The organism is uncultured Fibrobacter sp. (assembly GCF_947305105.1).
Lineage (GTDB): Bacteria > Fibrobacterota > Fibrobacteria > Fibrobacterales > Fibrobacteraceae > Fibrobacter.
Window position 1 is genome coordinate 13107 of record NZ_CAMZCS010000019.1, and the last position, 21599, is coordinate 34705.

A 21599-nucleotide genomic window follows, 5' to 3' on the forward strand; every position below is an offset into this window, starting at 1 on the left:
GATTCGATAAATTCGAAGCCATATATGAGAATAAACAGAAAATAGAAAGTTTCGGCCGGTTCCTGCCCCGACAGCCCCCGGAACGCCGCCTATTATATATAGTATCGTACCTGCGAAATTCGTCCAAAAACGGCAGGTACGAAAATTTTCGGGTATTTTTCCGCTGAACATCGCTCGGATAATCTTTTCGATGAACTAAATTTTGCGCGGAAAATGCTTATCACGGTGCTCACATACCTGGTCATCGGTCTATTGGCCGTGTTCGGACTATTCTACATAGTCCTCCTGGTGCGGTTCTACCGCGCCCTCGGCACCGTGCGTACAGGGACCTCCGACGTAGAGCCCAAACCGCGCGTGAGCATCCTGATTGCCGCACGCAACGAGTCGACCGGCATCCGCGACACGCTGGATTCCGTCTTGGCACAGGACTACGATGGCGAGTGGGACGTCTGGGTCGCCGACGACCGCAGCACCGACGACACCCCGGAGATCCTGGCCGAATATGCCGCCCGCGACCCGAGGCTCCATATCCTCCGGATTGACGACATTCCCGAAGGCGTGAGCCCCAAGAAGCACGCCCTGTCAAAACTCATCGATGTCTGCGATGGCGATATTCTTTGCCTCACCGACGCCGACTGCATTGTGCTGCCCACCTGGATTGACGGCATCGTTCACGAATTTGAACCGGGCATCGAACTCGTGGCAGGGCATTCCTACATCCCGACCATCCCCGGCAAATCGAGCATTCTCATTTGCATGCAGGCGGTCGAAACGCTCATTTACCGCGTGGCAGGCACCGCAGGCCTCGCCATGCACCTGCCACTCACCAGCACCGGCAACAACTTCGCCTACCGCAAGAGTTTCTTCAAGAGCGTCCACGGGTTCGACAACGTGCTCAAGATCCAGAGTGGCGACGACGACCTCCTGATGCAGAAAATCGCCGACGACCGCCCCTGGGCCATGCGCTACTGTATTGCACCTAACACATTTGTCACCACAAGCGGCAAGGAAACGCTCAAGGAACTCTGGGAACAGCGCAAGCGCTGGGCATCGGCAACTATATATTATACGCCGAAAATTGTGTTCGTACTCAGCATGGTGTTCCTCTTCCTCGTCATGCAGTGCGTCGCGGTGGCACTCTCGCCGTTCAGTTTCGAAATTCTCCTCGCGACAATTGTCGCATCCGTCGCCAAGTGCGTCGGAGACCTTGTTTTAATACTTCGCGGGCTCAGGATATTCAAGCAGGAGCACCTATTGAAATGGTGCATCCCCGTCGAGATTATCCACGCCCCCTTTACCGTTCTGGCCGTCCTCTTTGGCCTGTTCGGGCGATTCAAATGGAAATAATCAATGGCAACGACTACAAAAGCAACGACTAAGACGACCAAGACCGCGGCAACCAAGGCCAAGACAGCCAAGACTGCAAAAGCCCCCGCCGCCGGCAAGACGCTCATCATCGCGGAAAAGCCTAGCGTCGCCAGCGACCTGGTCAAGGTCCTCGGAGCAAAGACATTCACCAAAAACAACGGCTACTACGAAAGCGACACGACCATCGTAAGCCACGCCATCGGCCACCTCGTGACCATCGCCGACCCCAAAGACATCGACGAGCGCTACAAGGCCTGGGACATGAAGACACTCCCCATGCTCCCCGAAAAATTCCCGCTGGTCGCAACCCCCGCTACAAAATCGCAGCTTTCCATTGTGGGCAAGCTCATCAAGAGGAAAGACGTCACAACCATTGTGAACGCATGCGATGCGGGCCGCGAAGGTGAACTGATATTCTTCTACATATTGGACTACGTGCTCAAGGGCAAGTTCACGGGCAAGACCATCAAGCGCCTGTGGATGCAGAGCATGACGCCCGCCGCCATCAAGGACGCCTTCGAGCACCTGCGTACCGCCGAAGAGATGGAAAACCTCAAGGATGCCGCCCTCTGCCGCAGCGAAGCCGACTGGCTCGTGGGCATGAACGGCAGCCGTGGCCTCACCGCCTACAACAGTAGCATGGGAGGTTTCCAGATTACGCCGTGCGGCCGCGTGCAGACCCCGACACTTGCCATCATCGTGAAGCGCGAAGAAGAACGCCTCAAGTTCGTGCCGCAAACGTTCTGGACCGTCGAGGCCGATTTCGACAACGGTGGCAACGCCTACCTAGGCAAGTGGTTCACCGGAGAAGGCAAGGAACGCCAGAAGCAGATTTTTGACGGAGAAAAGGCCGCCGAAATCCTTGCGAAGTGCAAGGGCAAGGCAGGCAAAATCGAGGAGACCACCGCCCCGAGCCAGCAAAAGTGCGGCCAGCTCTACGACCTCACTACGCTCCAGCGCGAGGCGAACAACCGTTTCGGGTTCAGCGCCAAGACGACGCTCTCGATTGCCCAGAGTTTGTACGAGCACTACAAGGCGACCACCTACCCGCGTACCGATAGCCGCTGCCTGCCCGAAGACTACGTAACCACCGTCAAGGCGACCCTCGGCAAGATCGAAGGCCCGCTCAGGAAGTTCGCCCTGGAAGCGCTCGACAACAGCTACGTGAAGCGCACCCCGAAGGTGTTCGACAACTCGAAGATTTCGGACCACTTCGCCATCATCCCCACGGGTGTTGTGCCGAAGGGACTCTCCGAGGCCGAAGAAAAGATTTACACGATGATCTGCCAGCGCTTTATCGCGGTGTTCTTCCCGCCGGCGCAGTACCTGAACACCACCCGCGTCACGACCGTCGAGGGCGAGACGTTCATCACCGAAGGCAAGATTCTCGTAGACCCCGGCTTCAAGGCCGTGTATGGCAAAGACAGCGACGATGAGTCGAACGTTCCGCAGCTCAAGGGAGATGCGGCCAAGACGCTTGACATCCGCAGCAACGAAGACTTTACCAAGCCGCCCGCGCACTACACAGAAAGCACGTTGCTTTCTATGATGGAAAGCGCGGGCAAGCTCGTCGAAGACGACGAGCTGCGCGACGCCATGAAGGAGCGCGGGCTTGGTACGCCGGCAACGCGAGCCGCCATCATCGAAAAGCTCGTGAGCGACAAGTACGTTGTCCGTGACGGCAAGGAAATGATCCCGACAGCAAAGGCGTTCGACCTTATCAAGGTGCTCTCGGCCATGGACATCGAAGCCCTCACGAGCCCGGAACTCACCGGCGAGTGGGAATACAAGATGGATCTTATCTCCAAGGGCAAGGAATCCCGTGAAAACTTCATGCAAGGCATCGTCGAGATGACAAAGTCCATGGTGAAAAACATCAAGGGATTCAAGGAAGAAAGCACGACCGGCGAGGCAAAGTTCAGCCCGGTGAACGGCAAGAAGGTCTTCGAAACCGTGAGCCGCTACACTACCGAAGACGGCATTGTCATCCGCAAGATTATCGGTGGCAAGCACCTCACCGACGACGAAATCGTCGAGCTCCTGACCAAGCGGAAAATCGGCCCGCTCACGGGTTTCCGCAGCAAGAAGGGTGCCGAATTCTCGGCCGTGCTCACCATCAACGACCAGAACAAAATTGAATTCGTATTCGACGAGAAGCCCGAAGAAATCGAGATTGGCGAGAAGGTGGGCAAGTCCCCCATCGACGGCTCCGACGTGTTCGAGACGCTCACCGGCTACGTGAGCCAGAGCTATATCGACAAGGAACCGAGCGGCATCCAACTTCCCAAGGTGATGCTCGGCAAAGAACTCCCGATCGACGAAATCAAGAAGATGCTCGGCGGCGAAAAGACCTCGCTCATCAAGGGTTTCCGCAGCAACAAGACGCACCGCCTGTTCGACGCGTTCCTCTACCTCGACAAGGCAGGCAAGCTCAAGTTCGACTTCCCGCCGCGCACGTTCACGGCAAAGCGATTCACGAAGAAACCCGCGGCCAAGGCCGAAGGCTAGCGCAGCAACGCCTGCGCCAAAAGGACCCTCATGTTGACGCGACGATGGACGACCTGGGTAATCGCAGTGCTCTTGTGCGCTGCGACCCTGTTCGCCCAGGAATCCCGTAACGAGGCCTCTAAAAATCCCTACGACCTTCCCGATGCGCTTTTGCCGCTGTGGGATTCGCTTTCCATAAGGCAGAAGGCCGCCCAGCTCATCATGGTCTACATGTCGCCCGCCGAATTCCTGGTCAAGAACGAATTCGGCGGCGTACTCGTGATGAAGTCGCACCTGAACAAGAAGGACAACTTTATCCACAACCTCAATCAGGCCAACGCCGAGCTCCGCATTCCGCTCCTCGTGGCAAGCGACCAGGAAGGTGGCCGCGTGAACCGCATCGGCGGCATCTCCGAAAAATGGAAACACGCCCCGAGCGCCTACGAAATGCGCGACATGGAGCCGGACTCCGTAAGGGCCATTGCACGTAGCATCGGCAGCGAACTCAAAGCACTGGGCATCAACTTAAATCTCGCACCGGTACTCGACCCGGCCCTTGACCACCGCAATAAAAAATCGTTCATGGAAGAAAGCCACCGCTCGTGGGACAAAGACAGCACCAGCGGTGAAAAAGTCGCCGCCTTTGTCCAAGGGATGAAGGACAACGGAATCGTCTGCGCCGCAAAACACTTCCCCGGTTACGACTCGTGGACCAATAGCGACCACCAAATCGCCATCAGCGCAAGCCCGCTCGCCAAAATCCAGCGTAACGTGGGGCTGTTCAAAGCCCAGAGCGGCATCATTCCTGTTACCATGATGAGCAGCGTGCGCTTTATCCGCATTTCAAATCGCCCCGCCGTATTCGATTCACGGATCGTCCGGATGGCAAGGGAAATGTCGCCCGAAACCGTCATCCTCACCGACGACCTGTGGGGAGTGAGTTTACGCGCCTGGATTAGCGGCATGGACCGCGCCACAAGCAAGACCTACCCGACAAAGGACTTCAAGAAGCTTATTCGCATCGCTGTCATGGCGGGCAACGACATGTTCATGATAACCTACCCCAAGAAGGCCGAAGAAATGGTGAATTACCTGGAAAGGCTCGCCAAGTACAACTCGACCTACCGCAAGCGCATCGAAGAATCCGCCGCGAGAATTCTCAAGATGAAGAACAAGGCGGGGATGCTGTAAGGGATGAGGGGTTAGAATCTAGAGGCTAGGGAGAAATATCACGGCTTCGCCGTCTATTATTAACGCACGAAGTGCGTGATTCTTTTCACTAGCCCCGAGTCTCTATTCTCTAGCCTCTCACCTCACAGCACTTTCGCCTTCTTTGGGTTCGACATATTCTTGACTTCTTTGAAAACGGCGGCTTCGCCTACTTTCGCAATTGCGAGTTTCAATATTTCGGCGGCGGCCATGGCATCGTCCAAGGCACGGTGATGCCTAAAGTCAGCGAGTCCCAGCGATTCCGTTAGTTTATGCAGGCTGTAGCTGGGCAGGCCAGGAAACACGCGGCGCGACAGTTTTACCGTACAAAGGCGCGGCGGGTCGTACGGGATAGCAGCGCGTTTCATTTCGGCCCGCATGAACTTACAATCAAAAAGCACGTTGTGCGCAACGAATATGCGATCTTTCAGCAATTCGGCGACATGTTCGGCGACGCTGGAAAACTGCGGTTGCCCCGAAACCATCTCCTCGGTAATTCCGGTGAGGTTACGGATAAACGGGGGAATTTCCTGACCCGGATCGATGAGTGTCTGGTAAGTGCCCACCACCTCGCAGTCGTCCATCAGAACAATCCCCATCTCCATGATGCGGCATTCTGCGGGTCTGCCTCCAGTCGTCTCCAAGTCTACAACGGCAAAACGCATCCGGCTTACTTTAGCGGTATATCAATGTCGAGGGTCTGGTTTCCTTCGCGGTTCTCGACGCGAGCCTTGAGCATGCTCGTCTGCGGGCGGCCATAAACCGGCACGACCAGCAAGTTGGAAATCCCACGGTCTTCGCTGGGAGTCGCCTCGGTATCGCGCACCGTTTTCGTGAATATCGGAGCCGAACCCTTGTCGTAAATGGAATAAGTTAACTCGCGAGAATAGCCCTTCTTAATCTGCTTCGTCGGCACCTGGAAATAGATGACGCCACCCTTCGGCACCTTGCGCAAACTGTCCTTGATTTCTTCTTCGGTCGCAAAATCGGCCTCGAGAGCCATGCGCACGTTCTTCTTGATTTTATCTGGAGATTCGTATAAAACGCTCACCTCGAACTTGGCATCCTCGGGAATCGCGGAAGGCCGGACATCGCGGATCTGGGCGTTGTTCTGGTAATATTCCCAACGTCCGTTATCGTGAAGCAACACAACAGAACCGTTCGACGTTTTTGCAATAATATCCTCGGCAAACGATGCGGAGGCCATTGCCATAAACACAACCAAACCGATCAAATAAAAATTTTTGCGCATAATGCTCCTGCATTGAATCTGCTTTAAATAATAAAAAAAAGAATTAAATTTGGAGACATGTCCGGGAAAATACGATTCGCGCCAAGCCCCACGGGATTCCTGCACGAAGGGCACCTGCTCTCCGCGCTCTACGTTTGGGCTGCCGCACGAAAGTGGGGCCTCAAGATTCATCTGCGCATCGAGGACCACGACCAGAGCCGGATGCGCCCCGCCTACGTCGAAGGCATCTACGAAGACCTCGCATGGTTCGGGTTCCACTACGACAGCGAAAGTATCCAAAGCAAGCGCTGGCCCCTCTACGAGCAAGCCCTTTCCAAACTGGAGTCACAAGGGCTCGTGTACCCGTGCTACTGCAGCCGCAAGCAGCTCGAGGCCGAGAACCCCAAGAGCGAGACGGGAGAGATAGTGTATCAGGGGAAGTGCTTGGTAAGGCGCGAGGCGCGAGGCTCGAGGTTCGAGGAGGATGCGCAAGATGCGAGGTGCGAGGGGGAGGCACAAGATTTGCGGCACGAGATGGAACCGCATAATCTCAGATTTGTTGTTCCGGACAAAGTAATTCAGTGGCATGATTTGCGGTTGGGCGACTTTGCCGAAAATCCGAAACTCCAATGCGGGGACTTCCCCATTCGCGACCGCGAAGGCCAATGGACCTACCAGTTCGCCGTCTGCGTCGACGACATCGACGAGGGCATCACGCATATCGTCCGCGGCGAAGACATCCGCAATTCCACAGCTCGCCAAATTGCCCTGCGAGAAGCGTTGGGAGCCACAGAGCGCCCCGTTTACCTGCATCACGCCCTGATATCCGACAGTTCCGGCAAGAAACTCTCCAAAAGGGAACTCGCCTACAGCCTCCGGCAAGAACGCGAATCGGGTACACCCCCCGAAATTCTGCTAGGAAGAGTGTGTTACAAGGCCAAAATGCAAGAAACTCCGGCCCCGCTTTCGCTGGAACAAGCGATTTCATTAATAGAATCTTGCATATAAGCCACTCGGCCCAAAAAAAGTTATATTCTCGGTATGGCTCAAGTGTTACCGTCATCCATGATTACGAAAATCCGTCAAGAAGCTGCGCTTTTTGATTCTAAGGATCGTTTTCTGAACTTTGCGACAAAGGGCGTATTGCAAAGCCCCTTGATTCTGGAAGCGGGAGACTTGTTCTACGAAAAATGGGCCCAGTCCGGGGAATCCATATCGCTGGAAACATTCCTCCCCATTTCGGCGAACTTTACGGCCCAGCAGAAGGTGACGACGGAAACCCAGATGCTTTCCGTGCTCCAGCAAAAGAACGAAGATTTCGGCAAATCCGACCTGTATCTCGTGCTCGGATTCCTCAAATGGGACGGCAATGCGCTGGCCCCGTCACTCCTTGTCCCTGTAGATTTTGACCCAAAGACAAATAAGCTTTCCCTGTCCAAGCGCCCCGCCATCGAGAACGTCATCCTCCGCGAACGCCTCAAGGATGTCGTAGACCTCCCAAGAGTCGAGGATGCGAGCATCAACGGGCAGTTCAGCATTCTCCTTTACTTTTCACTTTTTGAAAAGGCCGTGCTCAAGGAGAAAAAGTGGAAGTTCACACGCCATGGCCTTTGTCTCTCGTTTGCCAACGGAGCTAGGCTCAAGCTCAAGAAACATTTCGAAGCGGATATCTGGGAAGACAAGCTCGTCGACAACCGCCCAATGCTCCAGGCCCTCTTTGGCGAAGACGGCTTCCGGATGCAGAACTCCTATTTTGACGAGGGCGCATTCGACGATTTGTTCAACCCGGTAGACCACCATTTCCCTTACGCATTGGATTCCCATACCACAAAGTCCGTGATGGAATCCCTCCTGGACGACAAGTTCGCTTTCGCCATCCAGACATTGCCAGGGACCTCCAAAGACAAGGTCGCCGCAAATATCGTGGCAGAATCCGTGGTTACCGGCAAAAAGACCTTGGTCGTTTCCAAGAGAGCCGTAACGCGGCTGAACTTCGAAAACGCATGGAAACCTCCGTTCAAGTCGTTCCAAGGCCCGGAGCGCGAAGCAATCGAACCGGACTTCGTCAAGTTCCGCAAGTCGTTCATCGAATACTACAAGACGGTCAACGAAAAAATCCAGCCGGCAGGAGCACCGCTTTCCGATTTGCTTACGGAATTCGCACTCGCCCCGGCAACAAAGACCAAATTTTCGGAATCCATCTTCGACGGTGTAGACAAACTTGACTACGCCACGTACAACAACGTAAAGAAGATTGTCGAGCAAGCTCTTGACCTGTATTTCAACAAGCAGGGCATATCGGCTCGCAAGGCGTTCCAGGGCATCAAGGTCCCGAACCTCACTGTCGAGGAAAAAGATGCCATCGCAGTCCAGCTGGAGCAGGCCGTTACCAAAATCAAGGAACTGCAACCGATTATTAAACTCTTCAAGGTTGCATCGCTCTTCCCCACAGGAATTTTCGTATCGAGCCTCGCCGAAACGATTGACCTGTTAATCAATACATTCGACGAGAACACACCTGTATTCGAAGATTGGGAACTCCGCTCGAACAACTGGGTCGCCTACCACGATTCACTCAAGGCATTACCCGAAGCCGGCGACAACTGGGTCCGGTACCGCCGCCAGACATCGGACATCTATACCGACGATGCTGTAGACGTGAATGTCCTTGCCGACCGTGAAGAATTCGTAGAAAGTTTGAACGTTACGCTGAAAGGCCTCTCGGACCGCTACCGCAGTTCGCGCAGGGCACTGCTGAAAGTCATCCGCAAGCCCAGGGCCGTATCTTCGGACGCGGAGCTCCTCGACCTCATCGACACGTTGCTGGAACTGCAAGAAAACAAGCGTGCCTACAAAGACACGGCGGTTCTCGGCAACCACTTGCTCGGCAAAGACTGGAAATACGAGAAGTCCAACTGGTTCGAACTCAACACAAAGATTAAGTACCTGTTCAATTTCCGCGACAAGCACGAGTCCGACCCCAAGCTCGACTTCATGCTGCAAATCCTGGAACACTGGCACGAGTTCAAGCCCGAGTTACCGAACTTCAAGAAATACGCGGCATCCGTAAAGGCCCTGCAAGAATCGATCCGCAAGATAGCCAAGGACCTTGATCTGGAGACACCGCTCGAAAGCCTTTCTATCGACAAATGGGTCGACAAGATAAACTCCTGGAACGAGAACTGGGACAACCTTGACATCCATACAAGGCTCACCCGCCTGTTCAAGGAACTCGCGCAGTACGACCTACGCCCGATGCTGGTTTACCTGCAAAATGCAGACAAGGTAAGCAGCGAATTCGGCCAAGGTTTCAGGAACTTCTGGTCGCGCACGCAAATCCAGCAACTCGGAGCCAAGAACCCCGAACTCTTCTCGCTGTCGCCCAAGGAGCGTTGCCTCAAGAGCCGCGATTTCCGCACACTTTACGACCAGTTCTGCAAGGCCAACTTCCGCATTGCGCACGCAGCGGTCGAAGCGAACCCGGAACAGCTCACCCTCGCCACCCTCGAAGACACCTTTGAATTCAAGGGCACCGAAAACTTCGACATCGTCGTTTTCCTCGATGCAGACTGCACCACTATCGTGGAATCGCTGCCCGCATTGCTCTCGTCGCAGAAGGTCGTGCTGATGGGCAACCCCCATTCGCCCGCCATCGAAATTTTGCCGGACGACGCCTATAACGATGTCCTCCCGAGGCATACGGCCTACTTCCAGGAATCCCTCCTCGCCGAATCTCTGCGCAGGGGAATTCCGACTCGCGAACTCTGGCTCGCCGGCCAGTATGTCGACATGAAGTTGGTCTGCTTTGCGAACAACAGAATTTACAACCAAGGCATTAGGCAGTTCCCGCGGCCCTTCCGCGAAAAGAACAACGTGGAATCGCTTGTCATCGTCGACGACAAGATTATGGCTATCGCCAACGCAGCCGTACACCATGCCCAAAAGCACCCGGCACAGACACTTGGAATCATTGCATTCCACCAGTCCAGCTGTTCCGAAATCGAAGCTGCCATCCGCGCACTCCTCGAGAAGGGGTCTGCGGCCGAGAAGTTCTTCAACCAAGAAAATCCGCTAATCCGGTATTACGTCAAGACTCCCGAAAGGGCAACAGACAAATACCGCGATGTCGTGCTGATTTGCGCCGAACCCGAAGCCGTGTCGGGCACTTCCGGCGAAAACAAGGTTGCGGTATGTTCCACGCTTGCCAAGCAGGAACTGCGCGTATTCATATCCAATGCCGACATCGCCAAGCACGCCAACCCCAAGTCCACGCTTTTCTGGGATTGGCTCAAATACCTGAAGCGCGAACTGGAGTTCAAGCCGACTAACCCGCACTGCGGAGAATCCCGTATGCGCAAGGATATTGTCGAAGCGCTTTCTACAAACGGTATAAATGTCGAACCCATATTCGAAACAGGCAATATCGCGGTCGGACCGGTCGTGGTAGATGCAAATAACTCGAAACGGTATCTTGCACTCATCGAGGACGACTGCACCAGGGAACGCTTCCGCGAATCAATCGAAGACACGGAATACGTCCGCCCCATCGTGCTGCGCCAGTTGGGCTGGAAGGTCATCAACATCTGGTTGCCCTTCTGGTTCATGTCGCGCAAAGACGAAGAGTCCCACCTTCTTGCGACAATCGCCATCGAGCAGAGCGTCGCTCCTCCGCCACCAGAAGAGAACGGAGAAAACGGCCAAGCAGAAGACGCCGAGAACGACCTTTACAACGTCGAGGTTGTCCCTTACAAGTGTACCCATCCGAATATCGAAGGAACTGCCCACGACAAGCCTATCCCGGAACTGCCAGCGGCATCGCTCATCACGCAGTTGAAGTTCTACGTCGACCACGAGTCCCCGATCCACGAGGAACTGCTGCGCCACAGGCTGATGGAACTACACCATGTGGACCGCGAAGGCCCCATGATTCAAAAGGCACTCACCGAAGCCATCAACCAGGGCCTGCAGTCGAAAAAGTTTATCAAGACCGGCACGTTCTTCTACAGCATCAAGTCTGTAGAGCTGAAGCCCCGCGACAGATCGCAGTGTAGCGAATTCGAACGCAAGTTCGCCTACGTCGCACCAGAAGAACGCGCACTCCTGCCGTCTTCGATGGACGAGTTCACAATAAAACAGACTCTGGGCCTGCTGGAATAAGCTCTAGTAATACGAAAAAAAAACAGGGCTCAGGTAATAACCTGAGCCCGTAAAATTGGATTTATAGAATCTACCGGACCTTCACGACGAAAGCGTTAATATTGTAGGCAGAAAGTTCACGTGCCTTGTCTTCGGCCGCTTTCTTCGTTGTCCATCCACCGCCACGAAGTTTGTAGAAGGGCGTATCGAAAACAACCTGGATTGCAAAACCCGTACTGGCGGCAATCTGCGCACGGCGACGCTGGGCGGCATCAAAATCGCCAACAGCCTCGAACTGGAGCATGTAATAGCCATCCGAAGACTTTCCACCCTTGGTAGACTTTGCGGAGACATCGTTCATCTTGGTGGTGTCGCGAAGGGAAGAATTCAGCTGCGGTTTGTATTCACGACCGCGGAAAAGGGAATCCAGGTCCGTCGGCTGTGCCTGCTGGGCAGCAAAGGCTCCCAAAGCACAGAAAAACAGTACAATCAGTAGGTTTCTCATAACGATTCAATAATAGAAAAAAGCCTCCCATGCGGGAGGCTTGAAATTTTCTTTTTTATCGAGTTTTACTCGTTCACGATTTCAGCTTTGGCGAAGCTAGCCTTCTTTGTACGGCGGACACCCCACATCTGAGTTTCTTCCATCTTGTTCTTCTTGCCAAACTTGGCCAGGTGGACAGAAGAGGTCATCTTCGAGACATAGGCGCCCGTTCCAACAATGCGCTTGTCAGAAGACACAAGGTTCCAAGAGATGAAGAAGTTGAGCTGGGTATCCAAGCAGGAATGACCTTCACCGAAGATAACCCTATTGTTCTTCGCAGCGTCGTCAGGATCAACGCAAGGAATCTTCTCTACGCTATGGGCAACAAAGTTACCGAGGTTCGTGAAGAGATCCATTTCAACTTCGAGATAAATCTTCTTAATCTCTTCCTTGTGTTCAGGATTATTGAAGTACTTCGAAATCGTAGTATCAGAATTGACCAACGAATTCATGTCAGACTTCAGGAAGTAACCAAGCCTACCCGGATTGTCGTCCTGAACTTCCTTCCAAGAAGTCGTCACCGGATACTTCTTGACAGAGGTAATCTTGACATTACCGGAGTTCTTCATGGCTTCCAGTTCGTCCGGATTAATCATCGTGTAGACGATAGACTTCACGCCAACTTCAGCTTCACCAGTAACCGGAGTCCACGGCGACGGGAGACGCTTTTCAGAGTTGTAAGACGTCGGGGAGTTCCAAGCAAAGGACGCATCATCCGACGGGCGCAGAGACGGATCGGTACCCGGCACCGGCGAAGCAGAGTCTGCCCAAATCACGTTATCGGTACGGAAGCGGATGTAGTCACCGGTATGCGGAGTCGGATTGTCATCCGATCCACTATAGAAGATCGTCACCTTGTCGGCACCCACATTAACAACAGATGCAGACTTAACACCTTCAATGTACTTTTCCGAACCAGACTTCAAGTTAGCAGCAGAGTTCAGGTAGACAGTGAATGCGGTCGTTGCATAGTTAGCATCCTTGAGCACAACAGATTCCGAAAGAGTCAAGGTCATGACATCCGTCGTCTCGTCGCGCCTACGCACGTCAGCAGCCTTGATGATCGGAGCCACACGGTCATTGATATTGCCGGGGAATCCATCTTCCTTGACACGGCCACGGTCGCTATAGCGAGCATAAGACCTCAAGTTCGCATTCGGGTTAGCGGTCTTGATATCCTTGGAGAAATTCACACCACTAATCGTGACACGCGGCATACAAAGGGTATCATCCAAGCCAGCAGCAGAACCGCAAAGCATCGGAGCAAAAGCATCCCTTTCTACGACGACAGAATCCTTGTCACCTTCCCAGTACACGACGATTCTATTCGGCAGGGAGTCCGGACTATTGTAGAACTCACGGTTATAATAAATGACCAAGGAGTCTGCAATACCGTCAAGGTATTCATGGTTCATATCAAAATACTGTTCGTCCATGATGAACTTCACAGCAGGAACCTTGCCGCGGACATCGAAGATGTCAGCAAACACCGGATACGGTACAGGAGGCTTCCTGAAGTGGAGCGGAGTGTACTTAGCCTTAATCAAGGTCGACTGCGGGCCCGTAATGCTGAGTGTAGCCGGATTATCCTTTATGTCACCATCAGCCGTACGGTATTCCTTAGTTGAATAGATGCTGAAGGTTGCACGGCCATCAACCAGGACAATGGCGGAGTCTGCAGTAGTGATACCCTGAGACGTTTCAGAACCGATTGCCAAGGCGAAGTTACAACGAGCACCACATTCTTCGTAAGATCCAGGATTCGTCATCGACGGAGCCAAAGCCAAGATGTAGAACGTGTACATCGGGCCGACAAACCTTTCTTCCGTCGGATCGTCACCAGAAATCTGCTTCGAGCTGGTTTCAGATTCCACAAAGACGAGCTTCGGGACATAGAAGGTCACAGAAGTCTTAACCGTGTGGCCAGTTACAGCGAAGTCATAGGTTTCCTGTTCAGCCGACATGAATGCCATGTTCAGAGAAGCATAGATTGTATCAATACCCGATTCACCAATCATGCGCTGAGTCTTGCCATTCCAAGGCTGGAAGGTACCATTAGAGTCCTTGACTTCAAGGGTAACATCGTTCGTGGCAACACCCTGAGAATTGGTGACCGTGATTCCGTACGGCTGATCAACAGCAGACGGGAGGTCAATCAAAACGGTCTCACCCTGATCCATGATCGAGGAAATGTATATCGGAACTCTGCTGGGATGGTCTTCCGAGCTAGCCAAAGCAGAAGTTACGACATCGTATTCAGCCACCTTATTGCTACCTTCATCTTGAGAGGTACCATGCTTGCTCACGACTTCCAGGTTACCTTCAACAGTGAATTCGAATTTTTCCTTACTGTTGTCAATAGAAGCCCACAGCACGTAGTCATTCGGGGCAAGGCCAGAAAGCGTATTCTTGTCAATCTTCGGATCAGCACGATCGGTCAGGTCAATTCCACCAAAGTAGACGATGGACTGAGCCATTTCTTCAGCAGTCTTGATGACCGTGCCCTTCTTATCCGTAAGCGTGTAGTCAATGTTTTTGCCCTTTCCGACCAAATACGTAAGCAATTCTTTTTGGCAGTAGGTTTCACCCGAACCGCCACCGCAGGAGCCGTTGCTAGACACAGCATAGCAGAGGGCGAACACATCAACACCGTTCTTCTTGCTGATAACTTGCTTGGCAAGACCCGTCGTCTGCTTAATGAACATGTTCGTCTTGATACGCACGTTACTCATTGTGGTACGACGGTCGCAGAAGAAGATGTCGATGTCATATTCAGTACCGACCGTGAATCCGCCAGAATTACCCTTGAACTTATCCAAGTCGACGTAACCCGGAGCGGCAAGGTGGGTACCACCAAGGTCCACAGCCAGCTTGTTGTCGATATAGACCCAAATGTCATCGTCGCCACGGAAGCTGAAGCGCAGGCCCTTCTTGTAACGGAACGTTGCATGAGATTCGAAGCAGAAGTGCTGGTTACGGCCACCCGTCTTGAGGGCATCGTAATCGTTAGCACCCGAAGTCCAGCGAGGAACGCCGCCTTCCGGAACCTGATTTTTCATGGTCAAAGTACCAACAGGCGTTTCGGTTCCTTCTTTATAATAGGTCCAACCAATGGGGCCCATATTGGGGCAAGACCAGCCCCAGCCATCACCTTCGAAGCTAATTCCATTCTCGGGAGACGTAAATTCGCTACCAGCAGCAAACTTTTGAGTGCAGTCGATTCCCTTGCTCCAACCCGGACCCTTACAGAACAGGTCAATTTCAGGAACCCCTTCTGCAGCGTTGATGGCGCGGAGGCCTTCGCCAGCACCAATAGTAGCATTATAGTTAGCGCAAACAAAGACCGGACCTTCAGCCTTGCGCTTGTTTTCCGCAGCAGCAAGATGAGTAGAGCCCTCTAAGAACATCTCAGCAGACGGAGTCTGTTCGGCCGGGTAGAAACCACCCTTAGCCGGGTACTTTGCACCATCCGGGCCTTCATAGTTATCGGAATCGAATTCGTACTTGCCATCCTTGGTCTGCGTGAACGGGAGGTTGAAGCAGTAAGCTTCGTTAACTCCGGCAGTGGGGTTGAACATTGCAGTAAAGGCTTCATCAGGAGTGCTACCAAAGCACTTTTTACCAGCAGCCGTCAGCTTGGGCTTCTTGTCCTTGCCCAAAACCTCTTCAACCATGCCCGGAGTTACACCAATACAAGGAACAACACCGGCATCGCTGTTCACCACATTATACTTGGCAGTAGAATAGTAGCAAGCATTAGCCTGAGCCTGAGCTGTAGTCTGCCCCTGGAACCAGTCCGGGTTACAAGTAAAGGCACCATGCAGAGAAGCATCGGTATCATAAATCATAGCGGCAAGGTTATAACCGCAAGCACCGCTAACACCATCATCTGTTACAGTCCAACCGATTCTTTCCGGATTGGCTTTATTCGCATATTCTTCGGTAGCAACAAAGTAAATTTCGTTAGAGGCCAGGAATTCAAACATTGTGGCCAGAGGAATCGGATCTACCTGACCCTGAGTACCCCAGTCACCGTCCATACCGAGACCTTCCTTCTTCTCTTCGTCATCATCGCGATAGATGACAACCTGAGCAGGAGGAACTTCGTCAATATAGCGCCTGAAATACCAGCCGCAACGATCCGGATCAGCCTCCAGGGCAACAGCCGGCTTGTCGTCTTCCACAATCATGGGAATTGCGCTCTTCCATTCGGCATTCTCGGGCAAGAACACATAGAAGTACTTCACGTCAGGAGGAGTTGCGCTATAGTAGGTCACATTCTCCTTTTCCGTGTCCGGATGAGCCTGAATCCAGAGCTCAGAGCCGCCCTTCATGTGAACGCACTTGAAGCCAGCGGCATCAGACATCTGCATGTACTTGACGTTCATGGAATCCGGACGCACGCAATGACCGCTGTTGCAGTCATTGGCGCCAGTTTCTTCGATGTTGAAGCCAGTGGCATTGTTCGGGCCACCAATATTATCGGTAGATACCTGTAGCCAGCCATCATACGGGCTCTTGGTGAAGGCAGCCTTTTGGCCACCCGCAACCGCATATGCCGATTTCCAACCCGCCGGTAACTTGAAGTATACCGTACCTTCGCAGGCCATAGCTGCGAACACCCCTTGCACCCCTGCAAAGAGAAGAACTAATGCAAGCACCAATCCTTTTATGGCGTCATATTGTTTTTTCATAATTTTGTTTCCAATTTAAGTTCTCCGACCAATAACACACCAAAAACATCCTGCTTTTGATATGCCACACCGACCTAAAATCTACCCTTTTTGCAAAGAAAAAGGTGTGTTTTTTTGCAAAACAACACAAAAAAGTGTTTACAAATGGCCTTTTTGCAAAAATATGTTTATAAATCACACAAATATTGCACGGAAAAAAAACGGCCCCAACCCATCGTCACGCATTTGTGTAACCAAACTTTTACAAACAACAAAATCCAGCCTTTGCAAGATGCCAAAATCGCCCTTCAAACCACCATCATAGCAGCCTAAAAAAACTACATTTTGCACATTGAAAGTAGAGAGGACCCGATGAAGGATTTAGACCAAACTATCGTCACAGGAAACAAGACGATCCGGTTTCAACCGAGTGAGATGCGACCACATCTCGTCGTGTTGTATCCTCAATCCCAATTCAAGCAAATCGCCCTCTCTGTTGGCAGCGTCATCCTCGGTCGCGGCAGCGATGCCGACGTCCACTTGGACGACGAACTCGTGAGCCGCAAGCACTGCAAAATCAGTTTCGACGGGCTGCACATCACCGTGGAAGACCTCGGCAGCACCAACGGCACTTACGTCGACGGCAACGCCATCACCACGGCAATCCTTGGTCCCGACAACCGCCTGCAAATCGGCACGATGGTCCTGAAAGTGGAATTCAAGGATGCCACCGAAGAGGCTATCGACCGAGAACTTTTCGAAGCAGCGACGACGGATGCGCTCACCAAGATTGCGAACCGCCGCACCTTCATGGACAGGAGCCTCGGTGAACTTGCGCTCGCAAGGCGCAACAACTATTACGTTCACTGCATCATGGTGGACATCGACCACTTCAAACGCGTGAACGACACATGGGGCCACCAGTGCGGCGATGTCGTGCTCAAGGAAGTCGCGAAAATACTCAAGAACGAGAAGCGCGAATCCGATTTGCTTGCCCGCTACGGTGGCGAAGAGTTCGTGCTGCTTCTCTGCGGTATCGGCCCCGAAGACGCGAAAAAGAGCGCCGAGCGCCTCCGCGCCGCAGTCGAGAACCACCGCTTTGCTTGGAACGACACGATCATTCCCGTGACGATTTCACTGGGGCTTGCCAGCAAGCAAGGGGAATTCATCGGCAAGATTGACGAGCTCATCGCCGAAAGCGACAAGTACCTCTACATCGCAAAAGAAGGCGGCCGCAACCAAGTCACCTCCGCGTAAAAAAACTTCAAAATATTAAAGCATTCCCTACATCCCCAGCATCCCCTAAACTAACTGCGGGATAGCTTTCCAGTCATAGAGACAGCTAGCTAATGCATCAAAACAGGAGCGTCGGCCGGGGAGGGGGAGGGTGCAGGGAGGGGGCCGGGCGGCCTTCGCAACTCCGAGCGTGGCCCCCTCCCGCATCAAATTCCTCTACGAATACAAGAAAAACAACGTTCTCGCTCCCGCAACGAAATTCACACCCCTTTTATTACAATCCCTATTTTTCTAAATTTGCGCTCCGAAATGGAGAACACGCTCGAAAACAAGAAATTGAACGCGATGGGGACGGCCAGCATCCCCAAGATTATCCTGCAATTCTCGGTGCCCGCCATCATCAGCATGCTCATCGAGGCGCTCTACAACATCGTAGACCGCTACTTCGTAGGGCAGGGCGTAGGCAGCCTCGGCATCGGGGGCATCACGATTTGCTTCCCCATCACCTTGTTCATCATGGCCATGTCGATGATTGTGGGCGTTGGCGGCAATACGATTTTCGCCATCCGCCTCGGCGAAAAGAAGTACCAGCAGGCAGCCATCATCCTCAACAACTCGTTCCTGTTGCTGGTCATCATGGCCGTGGCCGCATTCACGCTGGGCCAAACATTCATGACCCCGCTCCTCAAGCTCTTCGGAGCAAGCGACCAGCTTTTGCCCGTGGCCAAGAGCTACATGCGCATCATTTTGATGGGAGCGATTTTCCAGACTATCGTCCCGGGGATGAACCACTTCATCCGCAGCATGGGCCACCCCAAGACGGCCATGACCCGCGTCATGATTGGCGCCGGCAGCAACGTGATTCTCGACTGGCTGTTCATCATGAAGTTCGGCTGGGGCATCGAAGGTGCCGCCTGGGCCACTGTTACGAGCCAGCTCATCGGCGGAATCGCGGTGATGCAGTTCTTTGTCAAAAAGACGACACCCATCAAAATTAACCGCCGTCTCATGAAGCTCCGGGCCGCCTACGTGCGCAAGATTTTCATCTTGGGCCTCCCGCCCAGCGTCATGCAGATAACGAACAGCCTTCTAAACGCCATTCTCGCCTGGAGCCTCACCCATTACGGGAACAAGAGCCTCCAGAACGTGAACGGCATGACCGGCGGAGACCAGGCGATTGCCGCATTCGGCATCATCAACAGCATCGTCTCCATCATCATCCTCCCGCTTCTCGGGTTCGTGAATGGAAGCCAGCCCATCATCGGTTATAACTACGGCGCAAAGAAATTCACCCGTGTCCGCGGGGCGCTCAAGTTCACCATGATTTATGCGACCGGATTTATCGCAGTCGCCTGGATAATCGTCATGACGTTCACGCGCACCTTTGTCGCACCCTTCGCCCCGAACGACGTGAACATGCAGGAACTCGCCACCTGGGGAATGCGAACATTCCTCATCATGCTCCCGTTTGTGCCCATAGGCATGGTCTCGGGCAACTTTTTCCAAGGTATTGGCAAACCATGGCAATCCATGTTCTTCAACGCTTGCCGCCAGATGATTCTCCTGATTCCGTTCGTCATCATCATGCCCCGATTCTTCGAACTCCGGGGAGTATTCATGGCGCAACCCATTGCCGACGTGGGCGCGTGCATTATCGCCGTCACCATGCTGCGCATGCAACTCAAAAAAATCCCGCATACAGACATGCGGGATGACGAAACGGAAACGGTTTCCAATTAATAAAGTTTTTTCGCAGAGACGAGCTCGCCGCCCTTCTCGTGGAAGAGAATCAAGGAGCCGCCCTCGACCGACTGCAAGACATTCTTGATTTTTTCGACAATCGCATTCTCGTCAAAACCGATTTCGTTGTAAGCCGTCTCGCCAATGACCAGGCCGAAACGAATCATGTCCGGAGCCACCTTGCGGAGGTACGCGATAAATTCTTCGCCACCACCCACGACATCGGTCGCAGTGAGTTTTTCGATTTCCATAGGATCACGGACGCTCACCAGCATCGGGAACAGGTCGGTGGCAACGGCCTGCTTGCTGTTCAGGTAGAGCGTGTTCCCCACAAAAAGACTAATGGAATCGTTCAGCACCTGGCGAACCTCGATGATAATATCGCATTCGGCAGACATCACCTGCATATCGACTTTGGAGGGGCCACATGCCATCAGAGCGAGGGACAAGACGGCGAGGAGCGATAGAAGCATTTTTTTCATGGGGAGAGTCTCCTGTTAAGTAATCCGTAGAAAAAATATAACCTTTGGCTGCCGGAGTAGTTTATAAAAAAAAAGAAACGCGAAAATTTTCCGGTCAACCGCCCCAAAAAGGGGGCTTTCAACAAGCTGGGCATATAAATTAGACCAAAATGCAATTTTTATACGCCCCTAACGGCAAAAAACAGGCTAAAAAGAGCCTCAAGATACACTTTTACGAGTCAAAATTGAAAAAAACTCTATTTTGACAAAATTCCTAGCGCCTTTTCAATCAAATCGGGCGACAATTTGAAGATTTCGCTGAGTTTTTCCACTCGGCACCCCTCGTCCAGGCGTTCCATGCGGCTGCCGTTTGCATCGCGGGTCACGAGGTTGCCCTTTTGGTAGTAATACTGGATTCCGCGTTCGCGGTCCAGGCGGTTCAACACCGGATACGTCATCATCTCGCGGTAAAAGCTTTCCACCCAATGTTGTTTGAACTCCTCAACGCTGACACCATCCAGCGGGTACTCAAAACGGAGCTTCATCTGGGCACCGGCCAAGCCACGGTCGCCGAGAGCGCCGCCCGTCCAAAGTTCCATGCGGTCTTGGGCAGGGCGCACCAGGCGCACGCTGTTCGGCACCAGCGGGAACACAGCATCGCCCGTCCCGAAAGGCGGAGCAGGCGGAATCGGCAGCGGGTCGAAAATGAGGTAGCCGGGATCGAAGAGGTAGTCAGACGAGAGAGGTGACAGCAGTGAGCTATGAGCAGTGAGGCGTGAGGCTCCAGGTTCGAGGTTCGAGGTGCGAGGCGCGGGCGAGGTGGAGTCAAGAAGGACGTTCGGGAGAATCAGGGCGCAGTGGATGTTGCGTTCCTTGCGCTTGTGGCCCATGACGAGTCGCGGTTTGAGACCCATGTCAACCAAGCTCTGGTACAGGTGCCATGTCATGCTGAAGCACGTGCCGCCGCCCATCCACGTATCGACATCGTTCTGGTCGCTGTCGTCCAGATTGCGAGCACCCGTGGCACTCCCCGTCTGTTCCAAGCGGATAATCTTCGTGAGGTTCTCGTAAGTCACGTTCGAGAGCTTATTGCACAGATCGAGAATCTTTTGCCACGTAGAAGCGTCCATGAGGGGAAAGATAGAAAAAGGCACGGGGCGAGAGGTTCGAGGTACGAGCGATGAGCAGTGAGGTATGAGCAGTGAGCGGTGAGCAGTGTGTTTTCAAATGATTAGTAAGCCGTAAAAGGTTAAACTCGGTGTTCACTCCCTAACCACTAACCACCAACCACTGTTTACTTTCTCTCGTCTATCCTAACCACCAACCACTAATCACTTCCTACTAGTACTCTCGCTACGATCAAGTACCAAATGCTCGGCTCAGCCATGTTCAAGCAAGCTTGACCGCGGCGCTCGCCTTACGCATTTGTCCTACTGTCTACTTCCTACTGTCTACTTCCTACTCCCTCAAAGGGAGCGACCTCATAGCTCATACCTCAAAGGCGCTATGCGCCG

Annotated in this window: 13 protein-coding genes; 7 read left to right on the forward strand and 6 right to left on the reverse strand. The window is 53.2% G+C overall.

The annotated features are described in order from the left end of the window. The first annotated feature begins 213 nt into the window (after positions 1 to 213). Genes Q0Y46_RS09640 through Q0Y46_RS09650 form a run of 3 tightly spaced genes read left to right on the forward strand, consistent with a single transcriptional unit; the run spans position 214 to position 5046 of the window. A complete protein-coding gene (locus tag Q0Y46_RS09640; RefSeq protein WP_295680317.1) occupies positions 214 to 1347 on the forward strand; it encodes a glycosyltransferase in 1134 nt (377 codons plus the stop codon). Positions 1348 to 1350: 3 nt separating this feature from the next. Then, the gene (locus Q0Y46_RS09645; RefSeq protein ID WP_297946963.1) at positions 1351 to 3876 is read left to right on the forward strand and encodes a DNA topoisomerase III; all 2526 of its coding nucleotides are present in this window, start codon (positions 1351 to 1353) and stop codon (positions 3874 to 3876) included. 30 nt (positions 3877 to 3906) lie between these two features. After that, positions 3907 to 5046 carry a glycoside hydrolase family 3 N-terminal domain-containing protein gene (locus Q0Y46_RS09650; protein ID WP_295680310.1) on the forward strand — a complete coding sequence of 380 codons (1140 nt, stop codon included), beginning with the start codon at positions 3907 to 3909 and terminating at the stop codon, positions 5044 to 5046. A gap of 122 nt (positions 5047 to 5168) precedes the next feature. On the opposite strand, the gene Q0Y46_RS09655 is transcribed toward Q0Y46_RS09650, so the two are convergent. Continuing rightward, the gene (locus Q0Y46_RS09655; RefSeq protein WP_297946966.1) at positions 5169 to 5729 is read right to left on the reverse strand and encodes a 3'-5' exonuclease; all 561 of its coding nucleotides are present in this window, start codon (positions 5727 to 5729) and stop codon (positions 5169 to 5171) included. A gap of 5 nt (positions 5730 to 5734) precedes the next feature. After that, positions 5735 to 6316, reverse strand: coding sequence for a hypothetical protein (locus Q0Y46_RS09660; RefSeq protein WP_297946968.1), 582 nt, complete (start codon positions 6314 to 6316; stop codon positions 5735 to 5737). 57 nt (positions 6317 to 6373) lie between these two features. On the opposite strand from Q0Y46_RS09660, the gene Q0Y46_RS09665 reads away from it, so the two are divergent. Beyond that, entirely contained in the window at positions 6374 to 7303 is a 930-nt protein-coding gene (locus Q0Y46_RS09665; RefSeq protein WP_295680303.1) for a glutamate--tRNA ligase family protein, read from the forward strand. A gap of 33 nt (positions 7304 to 7336) precedes the next feature. Beyond that, complete coding sequence (locus Q0Y46_RS09670; RefSeq protein ID WP_297946970.1) at positions 7337 to 11452, forward strand: hypothetical protein; 4116 nt, start codon at positions 7337 to 7339, stop codon at positions 11450 to 11452. Positions 11453 to 11522: 70 nt separating this feature from the next. On the opposite strand, the gene Q0Y46_RS09675 is transcribed toward Q0Y46_RS09670, so the two are convergent. Together Q0Y46_RS09675 and Q0Y46_RS09680 are read right to left on the reverse strand one after the other, a co-directional pair. Continuing rightward, complete coding sequence (locus Q0Y46_RS09675) at positions 11523 to 11936, reverse strand: SPOR domain-containing protein (RefSeq protein WP_295680299.1); 414 nt, start codon at positions 11934 to 11936, stop codon at positions 11523 to 11525. A 65-nt stretch (positions 11937 to 12001) separates the two neighbouring features. Next, positions 12002 to 16669: a fibro-slime domain-containing protein gene (locus Q0Y46_RS09680; protein ID WP_297946972.1), complete on the reverse strand. Its 4668-nt coding sequence runs from the start codon at positions 16667 to 16669 to the stop codon at positions 12002 to 12004. 351 nt (positions 16670 to 17020) lie between these two features. Between Q0Y46_RS09680 and Q0Y46_RS09685 the strand changes: the two genes are divergently transcribed. Next, entirely contained in the window at positions 17021 to 17905 is an 885-nt protein-coding gene (locus Q0Y46_RS09685) for a GGDEF domain-containing protein (protein ID WP_297946974.1), read from the forward strand. Between the two features lie 276 nt (positions 17906 to 18181). Beyond that, positions 18182 to 19624: an MATE family efflux transporter gene (locus Q0Y46_RS09690; protein WP_297946976.1), complete on the forward strand. Its 1443-nt coding sequence runs from the start codon at positions 18182 to 18184 to the stop codon at positions 19622 to 19624. On the opposite strand, the gene Q0Y46_RS09695 is transcribed toward Q0Y46_RS09690, so the two are convergent. Then, entirely contained in the window at positions 19621 to 20106 is a 486-nt protein-coding gene (locus Q0Y46_RS09695) for a hypothetical protein (protein ID WP_297946978.1), read from the reverse strand. The genes Q0Y46_RS09690 and Q0Y46_RS09695 overlap by 4 nt on opposite strands. A 236-nt stretch (positions 20107 to 20342) precedes the next feature. Further along, positions 20343 to 21215, reverse strand: coding sequence for a hypothetical protein (locus Q0Y46_RS09700; protein ID WP_297946980.1), 873 nt, complete (start codon positions 21213 to 21215; stop codon positions 20343 to 20345). Positions 21216 to 21599 lie beyond the last annotated feature (384 nt).